The sequence below is a fragment of the Legionella dresdenensis genome (assembly GCF_042649825.1).
In the GTDB taxonomy this organism is placed as follows: Bacteria; Pseudomonadota; Gammaproteobacteria; order Legionellales; family Legionellaceae; genus Legionella_C; species Legionella_C dresdenensis.
Genome location: NZ_JBHSAB010000001.1, coordinates 55,871 through 75,195, shown reverse-complemented (window position 1 = coordinate 75,195; position 19,325 = coordinate 55,871). Strand labels below are relative to the sequence as shown.

The following is a 19,325-nucleotide window of genomic DNA, read 5'->3' as shown; positions in this document are numbered from 1 at the left end:
AATCCCTATAAATTAAAAAATCAAAAAAGCGCTTAATAATAAAGGTTTTTTTCCATAATGACAAATAGGTTTGGACGTTTGACCCAACATTATGTGTAGGGTACTGATTAAAGATAAAACTAATAGACTGAGCGGCATTTTATCGCTGGGAGATATTATACGACGGGTACCGGATAAAGCGCTATTGGGCGAACTGTTTACCGAAACATCAGTAGGTTGATGATGAAAGTAAGGCTGCTTGACAAGGATAATTCAATGAACATTGGCTGCATATATATTGGGTCAGGAAGTTAATCTCTGGAATATGGATAATTTCTCCCATGACTTTAATCCGGCAGAGTTTTCGAAGTTTCATTAACGCCCTGGAAAAAGTTTCCGGACACATGCCTAATCGTGCGGCAACCAACGCTTTATCGTAGGGCAGATGTATTGTAATTGCCTGCGTCTTTTCCACAGGGCATAACCGCAATAAAAAGCAGCCAATCCGTTGCGCCGCATTTTGGATGGAAAGGTGTTCTACCGTGTAGATTAACTCACATTGCTTTTGTATGGTATTTCTTAATAAATTAACCGCCAGTTGCGCATCTTGCATCAGTCCTTGTTTTAATATTGCAATAGGCGTAGTGATAACCTGAGTATCAGAGATAGCCTGGGCACAAAGAGGTTCAATCTTGTCTTTAAAAAGCAACGCTTCATTAAAATGATGGGCATCAGTCAAGATATCCCGGATAATTTCAGTGCCTTCCAGGGATACAGTAAATAACTTTACCCATCCCCTGACAATATAATAAAGATAAGATTTTTCAGTAGCTTGTGCCGTATAAAAAAGGGTACCTTTCTTATAGTAATTGAGTTTAGACGCTTGACTAAGGAAAAGCTGTGTTTGCGCCTGTATATCTTTAAATAGCGAAAGGCTTGAAAACAGGTTATCTGATAACATGAACCCTCCTTCTGAATGATTAGAGACTCAGTACCAGTATTTCTATTATACAGTTAAAATGATTGACATGGTCAAGCAGATTGGTACACGCAATTAAGCCATATATTTCACTTATGCCGATAATAACATTCAAATTTCTCGAAATTTGAACTCAAGGTTCCATGACAATCCGCCCCTGCACCTCACCTGCATTCATCTTGCTAAAGATAGTATTGATATTGTCTAAACGCTCTAATGCATAGTGCACACTCACTTTTCCTTGCGCAGCAAAATCGAGACATTCAACCAAATCCATACGTGTTCCTACGATAGAGCCTCTGACTGTTTTGCGGTTTAACACCATATCGAAAATGGAAAGATTGAAATCGCCGGGCGGCAAACCAACCAGGGCTACTGTTCCCCGCCTGCGCAGCATATTGACAGCTTGGGAAAAAGTTTCAGAAGATACCGCTGTAACCAAAACACCGTGGGCGCCTTGAATTTCATTGAGAATTTTTGCTACCGGATCTTCCTGGGCTGCATTGATTATAATATCAGCCTTTAACTGCTTCGCCAGCGCTAATTGGGGCTCGTGGATATCAATGGCTATGACGTTAAGCCCCATAGCTTTGGCATACTGTATGGCCATATGGCCAAGGCCGCCGATACCAGACACAACTAACCAATCGCCAGGTTTAGTATCGGTTTCCTTAATCCCTTTATAAACAGTAAGGCCTGCGCAAAGAATGGAAGCGGCGGCAGCAAAGTCCAGCTTGGCTGGCAGATGTCCAACATACCGGGGATCAGCGATGACATATTCAGCATAGCAGCCATTAACTGAATAGCCCGTATTTTTTTGCGCTTTACATAATGTTTCCCAGCTGCTGAGGCAAAATTCACATTGGCCGCAGGCAGTATGAAGCCAGGGAACTCCCACTCTATCTCCTTCCTTTACCTGGGTTACTCCAGCGCCTACAGCAGCTACTGTGCCAGCACCTTCATGCCCTGGAATGAAAGGCAGCATAGGTTTAACTGGCCAATCTCCATTGACCGCATGTAAATCAGAATGACAAATTCCGGAAGCAGCGATTTTTACCAGGATTTGCCCCGCTTTGACTTCAGGAACAGGGATTTCCTCAATCGTCAACGGTACGCCAAATCGGTGAGCGATTGCCGCTTTCATCATCTTGGACATGGTCATACCTCCTGCTAATTGGTTATGCTTAAGTGATTGTTGACCTGAATAACCCCTGGAATAGACCAGGCGGCTCGCTCGGCTTCTCTATATTCTGGCCATGAACGAACATGGCCTTTGAGTATGATTTCACCGCCTCTCGATTCAACTTGAATCCTTGCTGCATCAATCAGTGCATTGCGTTCAAATTCTTTGCTGATTTTTTCTTTAACTTCGGTGGGCGAGATAATAGCCATAGAAGGTTTAATTTTGATTTGATTATCAATACTTTTAATTCCCGCCAAATAGCGAACGGCATTTTCGGCATTATGGCGCTGATAAGCCCACTCTACTTCGCCCGTGAGTTTGACATGACCGTTTTCTACGGTGACCTTGATTTTGTCAGCAGGTACATTGATAGCCCATTCCAGCGCATAGATAATAGTTTTGGCAATATCTGTATCGTTGCGCTGTAAACTGGCAATTAGATTAACTGCCAAATCATTAACGATTCCTCTTACGCCTTCAATACCTCTAACCGCACGTTCAACCTTTCTTTTTTCAGGATAATGACCTACCGTACCTGTTAACGTAACAATGCCTTCACGGACAGCTAAAGTGATATGTGTAGGATGAATAGCTGGTTCAAATTCCAGCTTTTCCATAATTTCTGTATAAAGTTGACTATCGGTTTTCATAATGGCTACTCCCGCTGACAGGAAGAATATCGAAGATCAGGTTCAATAGTATGATAAATACATGAGTTTCATCATTGACTTAAATCAAGCCAAAACCAAAAAAATTCAGAGACGTTGCCTGGTACAAACAAGTTTATTTTACACTTTTCTTGGAAATCGTATGTTTTGATAGAGCCTTAAAAATAGAAATCTCTAGCATTTTATACTTTTTATTGTATAATTTTTCCACAAATAATTTAATGGATAAATTTAGTTAAGGAGGATTTAAAAACTAAAAGGGTGATAATGTTAACTTTATTTAAAAAAACAGAGATTGATAAACTTGGGAAAGCTGACTTAGAGTTAAATGCAAACTTTCTACAGATCAATGAAATACATGGTTTTTTAAAAGTGTTAGAATCTAACACCACTATAAAATCCTTGTATATCAGCTATATGACTTTAGAGTTAACTTCAATAAAATTACTTATTAAGATGCTTGATAGTAACCTGTCTATAACATCGATAGGTTTATATGATTGTAAAATTTCTGCTGAAGGTTTAATTTTACTTGCTCAAATGCTAACAACCAATCAAAGATTGAATAAGTTTACACTCCATCTTGATGATAGCTTTAAACCCGAGTTACAAGGCATTTTAGACGCTTTAAAAAGCAATCAAACATTAACTGAGTTTTGCTTAATTTGCAAAAAAAAGGATGGTAATTGCACGGTTAATTTTAAAAATGTTTTGCGAGACAATCAGACCCTAATTTATTTTCAGTTAGGCGTTAATCTTAAAAACAATAATATGCAAGCGTTAGCAGATGATTTAGCAGTAAACAACACTCTGAAAACACTCGTTTTATGTAATTGTAACCTTGGTGATAACGAAATAGTGCCTCTCGCGAAGGCCTTAAGCCAGAATCAAGCATTAAAAGAACTCAACCTGTCTTCCAATAAAATTGCTTACACAGGCGCACAAGCAATAGCTGTTGCATTAAATGAAAATCAATATTTAACTCATTTAAATTTAAACTACAATAAAGTTGATTATAACGGTACAATAGCATTAGCTACAGCGCTAAGCGCCAATCGAACTCTTATTTCTTTTAAATTTGCAGGTACTTTCTTATCGACCGCGCAGTTTAATGCATTAATTGGGCCAGTTTTAAAAGCTAATCAAACACTGCAAGAATTTGATATCTTTTGCATTAATTTAGGTGGGGTGGAGAGCGATGAAAGCTTTGATACACTGAAAGAAATTGCAGAAGGCTTAAACAAAAACTCAGGGCTTAGTCACTTGAGATTTTATGCCCATGCTACCTCAGAAAGCATGTGTTTACTTACAAAAGCGTTAAAACAAAGTGCAATTCGTTCCCTTGATATATTTTTTAGCGCGTTAAACTATGTAAAGCCAGAGTTTTTTTTAACAAAGATTGCGGAATTTTTAACTGATAATGCAAGTCTGGAAGAATTAATTCTTACTTCGAAAGACCTATGTTTTGCTAATAATGCTGCATTTAAAGAAGCTTTACTGCACAACCATTTAAAAAAATTGTGGATTTATTGTGGCACCCAAGAAGATGTATCTTTTTTTGGAGAGATTTTAGCAACACATAAATCCATGACCAATTTAACTGTTGGTATAAATAAGGACATCAGATCAAACCAAAGCCCCGGTGAGGCGATAAATATTCAACCAATTGTGGAAGCATTGGAAAATAATCAAATCCTTACTTCCCTTTCCTTATTAATTGGCAATATTGAGGTGTTGAATATGCGAAGACTTTTTGAAGCCTTAGAAAAAAATACCGCCTTGAAAAGGATTTATATTAATGGTTGCCAGCAGCTAGACGACACCGCAATTTCTTTAATCTTGAATAATCATTGGCGTATAGTTGACTTTGATGAAACTTCTATAACAAGCCCAGCCAAGGAAGCTTTGCAAAGTGCATTAAAATTAAGATACAGTGAACTGGCTCATATGGATATTAATTTAGATCACGCTCTCTATCTAACAGCATTGTTAGATGTACACGGTGATCTTTATCGTGAAATGAAAGCACGTGAAGCGGTATCAACAATAAAGAATAATCCCTTAACTATAAGTGGATTATTTAAGCAACTTTCCCATGGCGTGGTGCAGCTAGTTTCTGTCGACCATGAGCATTGCGATTTGGAAGCAGTTTGCTGTAGATGATCATAAGTTGAAATTCCAACGGCTATTGATGTTTGAGCAATACGTGAAAAGCGCAACCTTTCACGCCGGCAGTTCGTGAATAGTTATGGATTTAGCCCATGACTTACCGGCCGGCTTAAATTTTCACGCGACTGCGCCAGATCGGCTGTTCTCACTTCATCACCGCGAGCAAGCGCAAATGCTGCCATTTCAACCAGCGCTTGGCTTAGACTGCTTGCAGGATTAACGTAATAAAACACCGGAAGAAAATTTGCTAAAAGCTGCACGTGTTGGCAATACTTCCTTAATGGACACTTATGCCTTTAGAGCAAAAGAAAAATTCACTCGTGAATTGCTTGGCAAAGTTTTTCTTGAAGCGGCTCAACATAATCAAATTTTATTGATGAAACATATTTTTTATCGAATATCAGGCACTGAATATCCCGCATTCAGTGCTGATAAAAAATATCTGTATGATGCTTTGTATGAATGTTTTAAACGAGATAATTTTGAACTATTAGATTTATATGTGGATTATCAAATAATTCTTATTGAATGCACAAAAAGGATGCTGGATGAGAATCTGGAATTGGCAAAAATAAAACAGCTTGCTAACGGTTTTTTTAAACAAACCAAGGGTATGGGCTTTTGTGAAGAGCTTGCTGATTTGTGTAATGAACGTAAGCGTTTTGAGGTTCGACGCACAATAACTAATGAATGTACAATAGTTCAGGATGGGCTGCAGAGTAGTATGAAACCTTAATAGCGCTGTGTGCATCAAAGCTACACACTCAGTTTTCTATTCAGGCGTTGGCTTGGGTACAATATTAAATGGGGCAGGGGTAGGCAGTTTCCAGCCTGGAGCCTCTGTCAATTCTGCTGTATTATCATTTGCCAAGGTCTGTTTCGGCACATCATCAAAACTGATTTCCAACGGCAAATAATTTTTCTCAATAAGCCGCCTGATGAATGAGTCATAATATTTAGGGTAAGGAATTTTTATGGTCAGGTTATAGCCTTCACGCGTTAAGAGCATCTGATCAATATTTACACCTTGTTCTTCCAGTTCCTGTTTAAACTCGGTAAATTCTGTTTCAATGCTTGCATACAGCGCTTTCATTAACGCTTCTTGCCCTGCAGTAAGCGGTTGCAAGCCTTTGAATTGAAGCAAACCTTTATCCAGATCCAGGATGATTGTAAATGCAGCCAGGGGATTTTTGTATTTAAATCCTCCTCCCTCCTCATCTACAGGCATCCAAAGCATGCTCTGCGCAAACAATTCATTTAAATTATCAGAACTAAATGCTTCTTCATTGGCTGATGACGCTTGTGCTGGAGCAGATTCTTTCCCTTCACCCTGACTGCCTCCTTTACCCCCTCCGCCAGCATGGCCTTTACAAACAGCCAGACCTAATGCCCGACATTGATTACAGGAGTTCTTTTTTACGGCTTTTGCATAAAGATCGAGTTTGTCATCATCTTGCAATAAAGAATCCATCAGGTTTCCTTTAAGATCAATATGTGCTTATTATATCAAATTAGGCCATTTGTCAGTAAGTAGTCAAATGGCTTTGTGTTGTAAAAAAAATGTAAAAGCAGAAATTAAGGCTGTAAAATTATTTCAACCTGCTGCGCAATAAAGATTTCCTCATCACCTTTAATAATTAATATCGGTATCGCACCCGATGCAATAGACTGGCATGATTCATCAGCTGGACTCTGATTAATTTTTTCATTTAATTGAAAATTTAAATGCCGCAACGGAGCAATAACCTCCTGTCTTACCGCCGCTGCGTTTTCGCCTACACCGCCGGTAAATATGAGCGCATCCAGCGAATCAGTCTGGGCAAAGTAGGCGCCAATCACTTTCTGAATGGCATAAACATACATCTTGAGTGCAAGCCGGGCATCATTATTGCCCTCGCTAATCAGTTTCAGAATATTACGCATATCATTGTCATTACCCACGCCTTTTAGCCCGCTTTTTTTATTCAATAGCTGATCGATTTCTTGTCCAGGCAAGCCTTGGGCAAGCAGATATAAGGGAATAGCAGGATCAATATCTCCGCAACGGGTTCCCATAACCAGACCCGCCAGAGGCGTCATTCCCATGCTGGTGTCCTGTGATTGCCCTTGCTTTATAAGGCATGCGCTCGCGCCGTTACCAAGGTGTAAGGTGATGAAATTGCATTTTTCCAGTGGCTTATTCAGAAATTTTGCCGCCTGGATAGCGACATACTGGTGATTGATGCCATGAAAACCATACCGTCTGATCTGATATTGATCGGCAATAGCCGTATTAATTGCATATCGCCTGACATGTTCGGGCATAGTATGGTGGAAACCGCTATCGAAGACTGCCACATGAGTGGCTGCCGGAAAATGTTGTCTGGCGTATTCAATGCCCAGGATGTTAACCGGATTATGAAGCGGAGCAAGCGAGGAGAGTTTTTTTAATTGCTCAAGTACATGATCGGTGATGACCGTTGGTTGATAAAACTGTTCACCGCCATGAACAACCCGATGACCGACTCCTTGAATCGGATAATCAGCCAAATCCTGATAGAGTTGCTCCGCCAGCACGCTAAAGGCTTGCTGGTGATCTGCAAACTGCCGGGTAATCCTTTTTTTATCCTGATACTGATGGTGCCATTGGCCGACAACCTCGGTAATTCCCTCAATTAATCCGGACAATAATAATTTACCCTGCGTATAAACCTTATACTTAATTGATGAGCTGCCAGCGTTAATGGTTAAAATATTCACGACTAATCTCCTTCAACCTGAACAGCAGTCACCAGGATAGTATTAATAACATCCTGTGGTGTACAACCTCGGCTTAAATCATTCACCGGTTTGTTAAGCCCTAATAATACAGGACCAATTGCCAGCGCGCCGCTCTCACGCTGCACAGCTTTATAAGTATTATTTCCAGTATTTAAATCCGGGAAAATCAGGACATTGGCATGTCCGGCAACCTGCGAGCCTGGTAGTTTGGTTGCGGCGACTTCAGGATCAACAGCAGCGTCATACTGAATAGGACCCTCAACCAGCAACTGCGGATGACTTGCTTTGATAATTGGTAATGCTTTGGCAACTTTTTCTACGCTTTCGCCTTTACCTGAAGTGCCTGATGAATAGGATAACAGGGCGATACGAGGCGATATCCCCAATTTATCGGCAATATCGGCTGCCTGGGCAGTAATTTCCGCCAGTGTATCACTGTCTGGCTCAGGGTTTATCGCACAATCGCCATATATCAATACTCGCGCGGGTAAACACATAATAAATATTGAGGAAACTTTGGTTACTCCTGGTTTGGTCTTGATAATTTCAAGGGCTGGGCGAACCGTATCAGCTGTAGTATGTGCAGCGCCGGACACCATGCCGTCCGCATCCTTACAATAGACCATCATTGCTGCAAAATAATTAACGTCTGTCATCCGTTCTTTAGCTATTGGCAAATTAATGTTTTTATGTTTTCTGAGTTGATAATATTGTTCGGCATAACGTTCTTTTTGTGCTGACTTCTCAATATCTATAATGTTTACATTGGGTAATTCAAGTTCAAGCCGTTTGGCGAGCAAATTGATTTTTTCAGGATTGCCAAGTAAGGTGATGTTAACTATATTCCGTTTAAGTAAATAATCCGCGGCAGTCAGAATACGCGTATCATAGCCTTCAGGGAGCACGATATGACGTTTCTTTACTCGTGCCCGATTCGCCAGATCATACAGAAAAACTGCCGGGCTTAGTTGCGTTTTATCTTCCCGCTGAGCCAGGAACTTTTGCAGTGGTGCGGACAGATAAGGCGTCATTGCCTGAACCGCTCCAGTGACTTTCTTCATATCTGACTGATTTAAACTGAACTTGGCCGAAAAAAGTATCGTTGCTGTTTCATAGGTTTTGCTTTTGGTGAGTAAGACTGGAAATGGATTTTCAAGGCCTGCAATGATTCGTTGGATAATAGGCCCGGGCATTTCGCCATTGGTCAGTACAACACCGGCTATTTTTGGATAATTGGCTGATTGATCCGCAAGTAAGGTACCTAACAGGATATCAATCCGGTCATCGGGTGTAATAATTAACATGCCGCTTCGTTCAAGCCGTGATTCCAGAAAATTTCCTACGGTTTTAGCAGCAATAGTAAATTCTTTAACTGGCCGGGATAATTCATGTTCGCCGCAAAGGACTAGCGCTTTAAGCTTATTAGCGATATCGCCGACACTGGGATTGGCAAATTGTTCGATTTCGGGAACAATACTGACAAACCCAAGGCTGGAAAGTTGTTTATTAAAGAAATCCTGGGCTTTTTGTTCATCCTGGCTGGGAACACGATTGATAATGACGCCGGTTATCCTGGCATGATTTTTTTTACCAATTTCAAGGGCGGTATTGATCACGCTCAGGGTATGTTCAAGAGTGCGATCCTTAGCCGACACCACAAGGATTACATCGCAACTTAACTGGTATGCCAATGTCAGGTTAAACTGATATTCAAACACATCATTATCGCTTTCGAAATCAGTTCCTTCAAAATAGGTAATACCTTCAGAGGAGGTACTCTGGCTAACTTCAAGCACGCTGGCAAACAAATCTTCTGGCTGCGTGCGCATCATGTTAATTGCCATATTGATTGACATAAGCGGGGTAATTTCGGTGTTGCTTATAACTTCAAGCAGGGGGTTTTGGGATTCGTCTTTTTCAGCGAAAAGTTTAAAACAATGCAGCGGCTGCTGAAGCTCTTTTAACTGGGCGAGAACGCCAAGCGATACAAAGGACTTGCCAGGCTTCTTTTCAATTCCGGTCAAGTAGATTTTTTTGTGCATAATTTGTTTCCAGGAGTCACTAAATAGAAAAATAGTATACCATTTTTCTAACCATTACGCCGGGTTAGCTGGTAAACCTTAACATTCATTTATTATTCTGACATCGATTGTTGGGCTGCACTTTCGTTTAGCTCAATCTACGTCAGGATTGAACTAATTTACCAACAAATTTATAACAAATACCATAGACAGTCATTTTTTTGCGTGGCATATTGTTTGAGATAAAGCTAACGGAGGAAGCAATTTATGTCGACGAAGGAGCGCAGTAAATCAGCTTTGAGTAATATGCCGGAAGGTATCATCGCATTGTTTTATATTCAGCTTTTCTCTACTTTAAGTTTCAGCGTATTATACTCAACGCTGGTGCTCTACATGACAGGTCCGTTAGCTTTATCCATTCCTTTTGCCAACAATATCATGGGGGTATTTGTTGCATTTAATTTCGCGCTTCATTTATTAGGCGGTTACTGGGGCGGACGTTTTTTCAGCAATCGCACTTTATTCTGCATTGGCATGGCGGCGCAGATTATTGGCTGCTTATTGCTGGCTTTAGTGAATCAGGAATTTCTTTATTATGGTCTTGCCGCATTCCTGGCTGGATCAGGCTTGAACGTCACTTGCCTCAATTGCATGATCACCCAACGCTTTCAACCGCAAGATACTCGCAGGGAAACTGCTTTTTTGTATAGTTATGCCAGTATGAATGTCGGTTTTTTTATCGGCTATTCACTCAGCGGTTATTTCCAGCTCAGTAATAATTATCAGCAGCTTTTTTTGCTAAGCAGTATCGGTAATCTGTTCGCATTGATTTTCTGCCTGTATAACTGGCAAGCGCTTGCTGATAAAGAAACCAGTTATAGTCGGCTCAATCACAGCCAAAAACGGCAATGGTCTTTTTATGGCATCATTATGGTACTAGCATTGCCCGTTTTATTAAGCCAACTGCTGCATTCGGCTGATTTGTCCAGCAAGCTGGTGTTAATTACCGGTTTGATAATACTGGGAGCAATTTATTGGCTGGCGACAAAACAGCCCTCTCAGAACGCGCGTCATAAATTGTTCGCGTTTGCAGTCCTGATAGTAATTGGTACCTTATTTTGGACTTTATACCAGATTGGCCCGATGGGATTAACGCATTTTATTAATCATAACGTACAACGCAATATCTCCGGATTAGTTATTCCGCCACAGTGGTACCAAAATATTAATACCCTGTGTATTGTCGCAGGCGGTCCACTGCTAGGCATTCTGTTTCATAAACTGCGGGCACGCGGTATAGAAGTCAATATTCCGGTGCAATTTGCTTTGGCTTTGCTTTTCATTGGGTTAGCATTTGCATTATTACCGGTTGGAATACTGTTTGCAGACAGTTATGGGATGGTCGGTTCAGGCTGGATTATTCTGAGCTTTGTCCTGCAAAGCGCAGGCGAGCTTTTAATTTCACCAATTGGTTACGCAATGATAGGCGCATTGGCGCCTGCTAACCTGCAGGGCGTCATGATGGGAATGTGGATGATGGCAACTGGAGTTGGCGCCACGTTATCCAGCTATAGTTCAAATTGGATGACCGTTGGCAGGACTACTCTGGATCCGGTTGTGACCAATTCGGGGTATAGCCAGGTATTTCTGATTTTGGGATTATTAGCTATAATCGCCGGCATTGCACTTTTGTTTATTGCGCCAGCATTGAAACGTTGGATGGGGCAGGAGCAGGGTACAGAAGCAGAAGAGAGCGCTTTGGCTGTAGCGTAGAAGCACTCTGGCATCCCCGCCTTCGCGGGGGTGCCGAATTTTTTTAACTTAATGAGCTTATTTATCACCAGGAGTTGTATTGAGTAACCTGTTTCCTCCCATCTACCCCGACCCCATCCCTCAATCAACAGCTCCTGTTAATTGCCAAACAATGACCAGCGAATGGCAGCAGCTCGGTAAAAATGCCAGATACATCATTGGTGAAACCGGTTTTAACCCTGTCAATTTTCTTAATTGCTGGCAAGAATGGTTACAGTATGCGCCGCCAGATGCCGAACTTTACTATTACGCCGCAACCGATTCACCCTTAAGTTCCAATGCGCTCGCAGATACATGCAACCAATATCCCGCGTTAAGCAATCTGGCTGAGAAACTGTTAGACAACTATCCCATCCTGACTCCAGGATTCCATTATCTGACATTTGAAAATCAGCGGGTAAAACTGATTTTGATGTTAGGCGACAGAATAAAGTGTTATGAGGAGTTACTGTGTTGCGGTGATGAATCACTGGAGCCGCAAATACGAACCAGCTTTTTCAATGCCTGGATTATCTCAAGCCCGGTAGCTAATACATTCTTAAAACCGCTAGCGTTACTGTCAACCCGGCATACGCTTCTTGTTTCTAACTATATTACCCCTGATTTAATCTCATTGCTGGATAATGCCGGTTTTGAAATTGTTTCATCAACTGAAAGCCATTATGAAGCACGGCTTAAACTGGCAAGAGAGCCCATAAGAAGGGGAAGGACAACGCCATGGCATATCATGCTGTCCAATAATAGTCACCCTCGCAAAGTTATTATTATCGGTGCCGGCCTGGCAGGTTGTTTTACAGCGCGAGCGCTTGTTAAACGCGGTTATCGGGTATTGATGCTTGAACGAGGTGAAAACATTGCATCTGGCGCTTCAGGCAATACTCAGGCGGTACTTTATCCCAAGCTGTCGGCTTATGAATCGCCTCTGACCGCTTTTATGCTTAATGCTTATCTTTTTGCGCATAAAACCTGTCAGGAAATCCTGCAACAGACCCAAATTGGCGAATTAAACGGTATTATCCAGCTGGTTTACAGCAAACGCGAGCAAATTTCCCAGGCTGGACTTGCAGGCTGGCTTACCGCTTATCCAGAACTTGGCCGCTTAATTGACGCCCAGGAAGCAAGCTATCTCAGTGGTCTTGAATTGGAAACGGGGGGATTGTATTTACCGCTGTCCGGCTGGCTTGATTGCCAGTCTTTGTGTCATTGGTTAACCGATCATCCACTGATTGAAGTGAAAACCGGACAGCACATAGAGGCTATTGAACAGCGCGGTAATGATTGGCTGGCGGGAGAATATCAGGCTGAAATTATGATAATTGCCAATGGTTATCAGTCTGCACAATTTCAGCAGACCTGTCATTTGCCTTTAAAAGCTATTCCCGGTCAAATCAGTCAGATTACACCCAGTATATTTAGCCGGCAATTAAAAATTCCTTTATGCGGGGCAGGGCATGTGTTGCCCTTAAAAAATAATCTCCATGCTCTTGGCGCAAGTTACCACCAAAGCCTGGAAACATTTAATGATCCTGCCAGCGATGATCGCTTTAATCTGGAAAAACTGGCTGCTTTGTCTGCAAAGTTTAAAGGTAAACATCAGGTGAAACAACATTGGCGCGGCATTCGCGCCGCAACCCCTGATTATCTGCCTTTAGTCGGCCCAGTGCCTGATCATAAGCGTTTCCTTGAGCGTTTTTCCGGTCTGGCCACTAATTCAAAACGCTGGTTGCCATACACCGGACAATATTATCAAGGTTTGTATTTATGCACTGGTTTTGGCTCGCGGGGGTTAACAACCGCACCCCTCAGTGCAGAACTGCTTGCATCGATGATTAATAACGAACCAGGCTTTGTTAAAAGAGGTCTGTTACAGGCTTTATCGCCAGCACGTTTTATTATTAAAAGTATACCAACATAGATCTGTGGTGTTTTAGGCAGCTATGTTTTTTTGCATTTGCCATTAAGAGCAAAATTTTGCTTTAATTGGATATACCGTAGTAGTCTTATGTCTTTGTGCCGGACAATTTTGTAGGTTGGGTCGTTTTGACCCAACAAGACTTTTTATCAAGCACTCCAGATCTGAATGTGATTTAGGGTTGGTAATGTTGGGTCGGAACGACCCAACCTACACGTAATAGGATGTTTATGTCGTCGATAACGGAAAATGAGATTAAGAAAGGGCAGGCTGTTTATACTCCCTTCATACTAAGATTATATAATCTATGGGTACTGGACATATCGAACAGTTACATCTGGCGCTGCCCCAAAGCGCCTCAATTACAACAATTCAACGAGCTGGTTACAGCAAACCATCTGGATATAGGCGTAGGAACAGGCTATTACCTGAAAAACACCAAATGGCCTGCCGATGCAAAAATCGCATTAATGGATTTAAATCCCAATTGCCTGGCAATGACTAAAAATGCATTGGCAGAATATTCACCAATCACCTATCAGGCTGATATTTTTAAGCCGCAGCCAGAATTGAATGAACAATTTGATTCAATCTCTATGAATTATCTGCTGCATTGCCTGCCTGGCGATATGAGTTTTAAATCAGCAGCCATTGAGAATGCGGTTAAAATGTTAAAGCCGGGCGGTACACTGTTTGGCGCAACGATTCTTGCTAATCCAGAACTCCATAATAAAATCAGTACGGCGCTCTGCGGGCTTTATAATAGAAAAGGAATTTTTTCAAACGCAATGGATACGTTACAGGCTTTAGAAAAAGCCTTGGCTACCAGTTTGACAGATGTTGAAATTACTGTTGTTGGTTGTGTTGCTTTATTTAAGGGGAAACGTTCTGTTAATAACTCATAGGCCTGATGGAGCCTTTTTAATAAGAGATTAGTTCTTGCATCTATGGCTTGAGAGCGTTAATCTTCGCATACTGATTATTTTTTGTCTATTGAGGTGAGCTGTGGAGAATATTGCAATTTTTCAGATCGATGCATTTACTGATAAAATTTTCCATGGTAACCCCGCTGCAGTATGTTTACTTTCAGATTGGCTTAATGATGAATTGCTGCAAGCTATTGCAGTAGAAAACAATTTGTCAGAAACAGCCTTTGTTATGGAAGATCAGCAGGGATTCCATATTCGCTGGTTTACGCCTAAAGAAGAAGTAAACCTATGTGGTCATGCGACGCTGGCAGCAGGCTATGTCTTGTTTGAATTAGGTATGTTTGAAAATGATCGCATTGATTTTATCAGTAAAAGCGGAATCTTGCCGGTTACAAGAAAAAGCGATCTATATACCCTGGATTTTCCACTTTTTTCCTATATGCCATGTCAGAATCCCGAAATTATAGCAAGTCTGGTTGATCAAGAGGCAGTCGAAATTTTTGAAAGCGAACTGGATTATATTATAAGACTGGATAATCAAGACGCTGTAGCCCAGGCTAATGTCGATCAAAAACAATTAGTTCTGCTTGATAAACGAGGATTAGTTTTAACTGCCGCCGCGACGGATGCCGATTTTTATTCTCGTTGCTTTTATCCCAAACATACTATTCCGGAAGATCCGGTTACTGGATCAGCGCACTGCATGCTAATACCTTTTTGGGCTGAGCGGCTTAATAAAACCTCTATGAAAGCAATTCAAGGTTCGTTTAGAAAAGGCGAAATTTTCTGCGAATTAGCTGATAACAGAGTTAAAATGTCAGGATATTGCCGCTCTTTTTCTAAAGGGCATCTGACAATTTGAGAAATAGATTCCCGCCTTCGCGGGAATGACGCTCACATAAAATTCAACCGGGCCGACAAAGCCAAAACATTAGCACCTTGCTTCGGTTTCGCAAAGATTAACTGATAAATATAACCCGCCCCTACAACCAGTGTATCTGAAGTTTGCTGATTTAATCCCAAAAACAGGCGATTTTGCTCAAAGACTTTGGTCATAACCCAGTTCGGCTGGTTCAGATTAATCGAGAGTTCATCAAAACTTACCAGCGAAATCGAGTCGGTTACCGATTTTGATATGGTCAGGCGATTCCTCACTCGATAACCCCATAAGCTATTTTGCCGCTTTCTCTCCTCCAGCTGTGAATGCATGGTTGCTGTTAATGGCTTGGGAGGCGCGGCATAAATTAACTGTTGCCATAGCCGGGCTTCATGTTTCGCTGTTCTGATTAGCGACTGTGCATTGGCACAGTCCGCTTTTGGGGTAAATTGATAGCCCAGCCCGGCATTAACCAGAAATGGATTAAAAATGGCATTGCTATAGGTTGCTTTGTAAGGATGAATATAGCTTCGATTTACATCATCTAATAGAGATGAATTGGCTGACGATAGCTGAGAGCAGGGTAGAAAACTGATCAACACTACAATAGATATAAGCAGTTTTTGAAACTTCATGACCGGCGCTTTTTTCTTTCCATTCTATTTTAAAAAGGTTGAGCGAGTCAATTATGACGGCTGAATTCTGCCGTCAACAAGCCGTGCTGTCATCAGCGCAGCAACTGTATTACCCAAAACATTAATCATAGTTGCCAAGGGGTCAATAATAATGCTGATTGCGGCGACTGCAATTAATACCGAAGACGGAAAACCATAAACATGAAGAATCAGTAACTCGCCTAACATGCCGCCGCCGGGAATGGCACCCATGACAGTGCCGACTAATAGTGAAACGCCTAATGCAGTTAACAGAACAGTTGTACCGCTAAAATCAAAATGGTATATCCCAAACAGAAAGACAATTTTAAAAATGCCGCCCATAACCGAGCCATTTTTATTAATTACCGTTCCCAACGGAATCACCGTTTCAGCAATTTCCCGGCTGATATCCATGCTTTTGGCTGCAGCAAGATTTGCGGGAATTGAGGCTGCGCTGCTGCAGGTAGCCAGTGAAGTCACAATCGGTAACAAATTGTGTTTCCAAAATGTCCTGACAGCAGGAATTTTGCCTGCGAGATAACAAAAAAAGGATAAGATAGCGCCAAAATAGAAAAGCCCTGAGAGATAATAAACAAGCGCAATTTTTGCATAACCATTAATCAATTGCGGTCCCAGTTCGTTAACCAGTACGGCAAAGTATGAGAAAAACCCAATCGGTGCATAATACATGATTAAGGCAAAAAGACGCATGAACACTTCTTCCCCTGATTCCAGAAAATCATTAAATGCCTTACTTTTATTTCCAATGCCAAGTGTTGCCAGTCCTACCAGGATTGAAAACAGAATCAAGGCCATCATATTCTGATGCGATAATAATCTGGAAAAATCCGACACAGTAAAAATAGAAACAATCTGCTTGCCAATGTTAGCAGAATCGAGGCTTGTGACCTGCTCAACCGGTAAAAATGTTTCAGGAGCGGGGGAAAACATTTTCACAACAAAAATCGCATAACCGGCAGCTACAGTATTGGTAAATAAAATTACCATTGCCATGGCAGCGGTAATTTTACCGAGCTTGCCAAGCTTGCCTGCTTTTGCAACTGCAGAGGAAACACTGAAAAAGACCAGGGGAACGATAGCCGTAAATATCAGGTTTAGAAAAATATCGCCAAATGGTTTCAGCAGTTTTACCGATGGTCCCAGCAAAATACCTGCCAAACCGCCTGCCAGGATGGATAAAACCAATAGAGCAGGAAAAAAATAAGCGCTGATTGTTTTATATAACCGCATTAATGGTCTTCATGCAACAAGATGGACGACAGAGTATGCATCGTGCTGTAAAATATAGCAATATACGGTCAATAAACTTGCGCATCCAGCTAGTGCATGTTAAAAAGTCTTTTCACATGAAAAAGGGAGAAATCATGTCTGACTCCATGGGAAAACGGTTCCGCGCACTTGTAAAACAACAGGCGCCGCTACAGGTTACAGGCACAATAAATGCCTACTGTGCGATGCTGGCTGAAAGAGCCGGCTGTCAGGCCATTTATCTTTCAGGTGCAGGGGTTGCTAATGCCTCTTATGGCCTGCCGGATCTTGGCATGACAAGCCTTGCCGATGTACTGGAAGATGCCCGCCGGATTACCCAATCATCTGACTTGCCGCTATTGGTGGATGTTGATACCGGATGGGGGCATGCTTTCAACATTGCCCGCACCGTACAGATGATGGAAAAAGCAGGTGTTGCTGCCATTCACATTGAAGATCAGGTTCTGGCCAAGCGCTGCGGACACCGACCGAACAAGGCTATTGTTTCCCGACATGAAATGGGCGATCGCATTAAAGCAGCGGTTGATGCCCGTACCGATCCTGATTTTGTCATTATGGCACGTACTGACGCTTATGCAGTTGAAGGAATGGACGCGGCAATTGAGCGTGCAAAGCTTTGTATTGAGTTGGGCGCTGATATGATTTTCCCTGAAGCCATGACTACACTGGATGAATACCGGGAGTTCAGTCAGAAAGTTAACGCCCCGATTTTAGCGAATATTACCGAATTTGGTAAAACTCCGCTTTTTACCCGTGATGAACTGGCTCAGGCCGGCGTCAGTATTATTCTGTATCCTTTAAGCGCATTTCGCGCCATGTCGCAGGCAGCCCTGTTAGTATATGAGGCAATCCATAATCAGGGTACGCAAAAGGCGCTGCTCGATAAAATGCAGACGCGAAACGAATTATACGATATTCTGGGATATCACCAATATGAACAAAAACTCGACCAATTAATGGAGGAAGAAAATGGTTAATAATACAGCGGGATTGGCTGGGGTTATTGCAGGGCGTTCCGCTATCGCCACTGTAGGCCATGAAGGTGCAGGTCTTAATTATCGTGGCTATTCCATTGAAGATCTGGCTGAAAAGGCGAGCTTTGAGGAAGTGGCGTATCTGCTTCATTATGGCGAATTGCCGACTCGCAATGAGCTTACTGCATATCAGAAGCGGTTGATTGGTCTGCGTCATCTGCCAGCTAATCTAAAAAAAGTACTTAAACTGATACCTAAAAATACTCATCCCATGGATGTGTTGCGGACAGCGTGTTCAATGTTAGGTACACTGGAACCCGAGCTGGAATTTAAACAGCAGTACGACATAGCGGACAGATTACTGGCTTTATTTCCCGGCATGATGTGTTACTGGTATGCCTATCATTATCGTGGGGAAGAAATTAATGAGCTGTCCGATGAAACAACAACCGGCGGCCATTTTCTGGCATTGCTGCATGGCCGTAAACCAACTGAACTTGAACGCAGCATGATGAATGCATCACTGATTTTATATGCCGAGCATGAGTTTAATGCGTCAACCTTTGCTGCGCGGGTTACAGCGGCTACTCTTGCTGATTTCTATTCAGCGATTACTTCAGCGATTGGTACTTTACGCGGACCTCTGCACGGTGGCGCCAATGAAGCGGCAATGGAACTGCTGGAACAATTTAAAGACCCCGACGACGCAGAACAGAAACTGATGATTATGCTTGCCAATAAAGCCAAAATCATGGGCTTTGGCCATCGAGTTTATAAAGATTGTGATCCGCGTTCACCCATTATTCAACAATGGTCAAAAAAGCTGGCCGAAGCAAATAATGACCTCACGCTCTATGAAGTTTCCGAGCGGGTAGAAGCGATTATGCGGCGTGAGAAAAAGCTGTTTCCCAATCTTGATTTTTACAGTGCGTCAGCTTATCACTATTGCGGCATTCCAACGCCATTGTTTACCCCGATATTTGTTATGTCGCGGATAACTGGCTGGTCTGCGCATGTATTCGAACAACGTGCAGACAATCGCTTGATCAGGCCGTCATCAGAGTATACTGGTCCGGCTCCAAGAGCGTTTACTGCTATAGAAGACAGGGAATAATT

General features: G+C 42.0%; 17 protein-coding genes. 8 read left to right on the top strand and 9 right to left on the bottom strand.

Going from position 1 to position 19,325, the window contains the following annotated elements:
* Positions 1–208: 208 nt before the first annotated feature.
* The 3 genes from ACFORL_RS00360 to ACFORL_RS00350 all read right to left on the bottom strand — a co-directional run bounded on the left by ACFORL_RS00360 (position 209) and on the right by ACFORL_RS00350 (position 2,791).
* Entirely contained in the window at positions 209–940 is a 732-nt protein-coding gene (locus ACFORL_RS00360; RefSeq protein WP_382339974.1) for a Crp/Fnr family transcriptional regulator, read from the bottom strand.
* Between the two features lie 151 nt (positions 941–1,091).
* Positions 1,092–2,114, bottom strand: a complete 1,023-nt coding sequence (adhP, locus tag ACFORL_RS00355; protein ID WP_382339973.1) for an alcohol dehydrogenase AdhP — start codon at positions 2,112–2,114, stop codon at positions 1,092–1,094.
* Between the two features lie 14 nt (positions 2,115–2,128).
* Positions 2,129–2,791, bottom strand: coding sequence for a BON domain-containing protein (locus ACFORL_RS00350; RefSeq protein WP_382339970.1), 663 nt, complete (start codon positions 2,789–2,791; stop codon positions 2,129–2,131).
* A 285-nt stretch (positions 2,792–3,076) separates the two neighbouring features.
* On the opposite strand from ACFORL_RS00350, the gene ACFORL_RS00345 reads away from it, so the two are divergent.
* Positions 3,077–4,972 carry a hypothetical protein gene (locus ACFORL_RS00345; protein WP_382339968.1) on the top strand — a complete coding sequence of 632 codons (1,896 nt, stop codon included), beginning with the start codon at positions 3,077–3,079 and terminating at the stop codon, positions 4,970–4,972.
* 83 nt (positions 4,973–5,055) lie between these two features.
* Here ACFORL_RS00345 and ACFORL_RS00340 read toward each other — a convergent pair whose 3' ends face one another.
* Positions 5,056–5,238 (bottom strand): hypothetical protein, encoded by a 183-nt coding sequence (locus tag ACFORL_RS00340; protein ID WP_382339966.1) that lies wholly within the window; start codon positions 5,236–5,238, stop codon positions 5,056–5,058.
* Here ACFORL_RS00340 and ACFORL_RS00335 point away from each other — a divergent pair.
* Positions 5,223–5,714 (top strand): hypothetical protein, encoded by a 492-nt coding sequence (locus tag ACFORL_RS00335; RefSeq protein WP_382339964.1) that lies wholly within the window; start codon positions 5,223–5,225, stop codon positions 5,712–5,714. The two genes, ACFORL_RS00340 and ACFORL_RS00335, sit on opposite strands and share 16 nt — an antisense overlap.
* Positions 5,715–5,750: 36 nt before the next feature.
* Here ACFORL_RS00335 and ACFORL_RS00330 read toward each other — a convergent pair whose 3' ends face one another.
* From ACFORL_RS00330 to pta, 3 genes are all read right to left on the bottom strand, one after another.
* Positions 5,751–6,449, bottom strand: coding sequence for a hypothetical protein (locus ACFORL_RS00330; RefSeq protein WP_382339962.1), 699 nt, complete (start codon positions 6,447–6,449; stop codon positions 5,751–5,753).
* A 104-nt stretch (positions 6,450–6,553) separates the two neighbouring features.
* Entirely contained in the window at positions 6,554–7,717 is a 1,164-nt protein-coding gene (locus ACFORL_RS00325) for an acetate/propionate family kinase (protein ID WP_382339960.1), read from the bottom strand.
* 2 nt (positions 7,718–7,719) lie between these two features.
* Positions 7,720–9,780: a phosphate acetyltransferase gene (gene pta, locus ACFORL_RS00320; RefSeq protein ID WP_382339958.1), complete on the bottom strand. Its 2,061-nt coding sequence runs from the start codon at positions 9,778–9,780 to the stop codon at positions 7,720–7,722.
* A gap of 246 nt (positions 9,781–10,026) precedes the next feature.
* On the opposite strand from pta, the gene ACFORL_RS00315 reads away from it, so the two are divergent.
* The 4 genes from ACFORL_RS00315 (at position 10,027) to ACFORL_RS00300 (ending at position 15,274) form a co-directional block, all read left to right on the top strand.
* Complete coding sequence (locus ACFORL_RS00315) at positions 10,027–11,532, top strand: peptide MFS transporter (RefSeq protein ID WP_382339956.1); 1,506 nt, start codon at positions 10,027–10,029, stop codon at positions 11,530–11,532.
* 79 nt (positions 11,533–11,611) lie between these two features.
* Positions 11,612–13,486: an FAD-dependent 5-carboxymethylaminomethyl-2-thiouridine(34) oxidoreductase MnmC gene (mnmC, locus tag ACFORL_RS00310; protein ID WP_382339954.1), complete on the top strand. Its 1,875-nt coding sequence runs from the start codon at positions 11,612–11,614 to the stop codon at positions 13,484–13,486.
* A gap of 227 nt (positions 13,487–13,713) precedes the next feature.
* A complete protein-coding gene (locus ACFORL_RS00305) occupies positions 13,714–14,388 on the top strand; it encodes a class I SAM-dependent methyltransferase (protein ID WP_382339952.1) in 675 nt (224 codons plus the stop codon).
* Positions 14,389–14,488: 100 nt separating this feature from the next.
* A complete protein-coding gene (locus ACFORL_RS00300; RefSeq protein ID WP_382339950.1) occupies positions 14,489–15,274 on the top strand; it encodes a PhzF family phenazine biosynthesis protein in 786 nt (261 codons plus the stop codon).
* A 32-nt stretch (positions 15,275–15,306) separates the two neighbouring features.
* Here the strand turns inward: ACFORL_RS00300 and ACFORL_RS00295 are convergent, their stop codons facing one another.
* Positions 15,307–15,924, bottom strand: a complete 618-nt coding sequence (locus tag ACFORL_RS00295) for a DUF2490 domain-containing protein (protein ID WP_382339948.1) — start codon at positions 15,922–15,924, stop codon at positions 15,307–15,309.
* Between the two features lie 51 nt (positions 15,925–15,975).
* Positions 15,976–17,196, bottom strand: coding sequence for a dicarboxylate/amino acid:cation symporter (locus tag ACFORL_RS00290; RefSeq protein WP_382339946.1), 1,221 nt, complete (start codon positions 17,194–17,196; stop codon positions 15,976–15,978).
* Positions 17,197–17,330: 134 nt separating this feature from the next.
* On the opposite strand from ACFORL_RS00290, the gene prpB reads away from it, so the two are divergent.
* Positions 17,331–18,212 carry a methylisocitrate lyase gene (gene prpB / locus ACFORL_RS00285; protein WP_382339944.1) on the top strand — a complete coding sequence of 294 codons (882 nt, stop codon included), beginning with the start codon at positions 17,331–17,333 and terminating at the stop codon, positions 18,210–18,212.
* Positions 18,205–19,323 (top strand): bifunctional 2-methylcitrate synthase/citrate synthase, encoded by a 1,119-nt coding sequence (gene prpC / locus ACFORL_RS00280; RefSeq protein ID WP_382339942.1) that lies wholly within the window; start codon positions 18,205–18,207, stop codon positions 19,321–19,323. Before prpB ends, prpC begins: the two co-directional genes overlap by 8 nt.
* Positions 19,324–19,325: the final 2 nt, after the last annotated feature.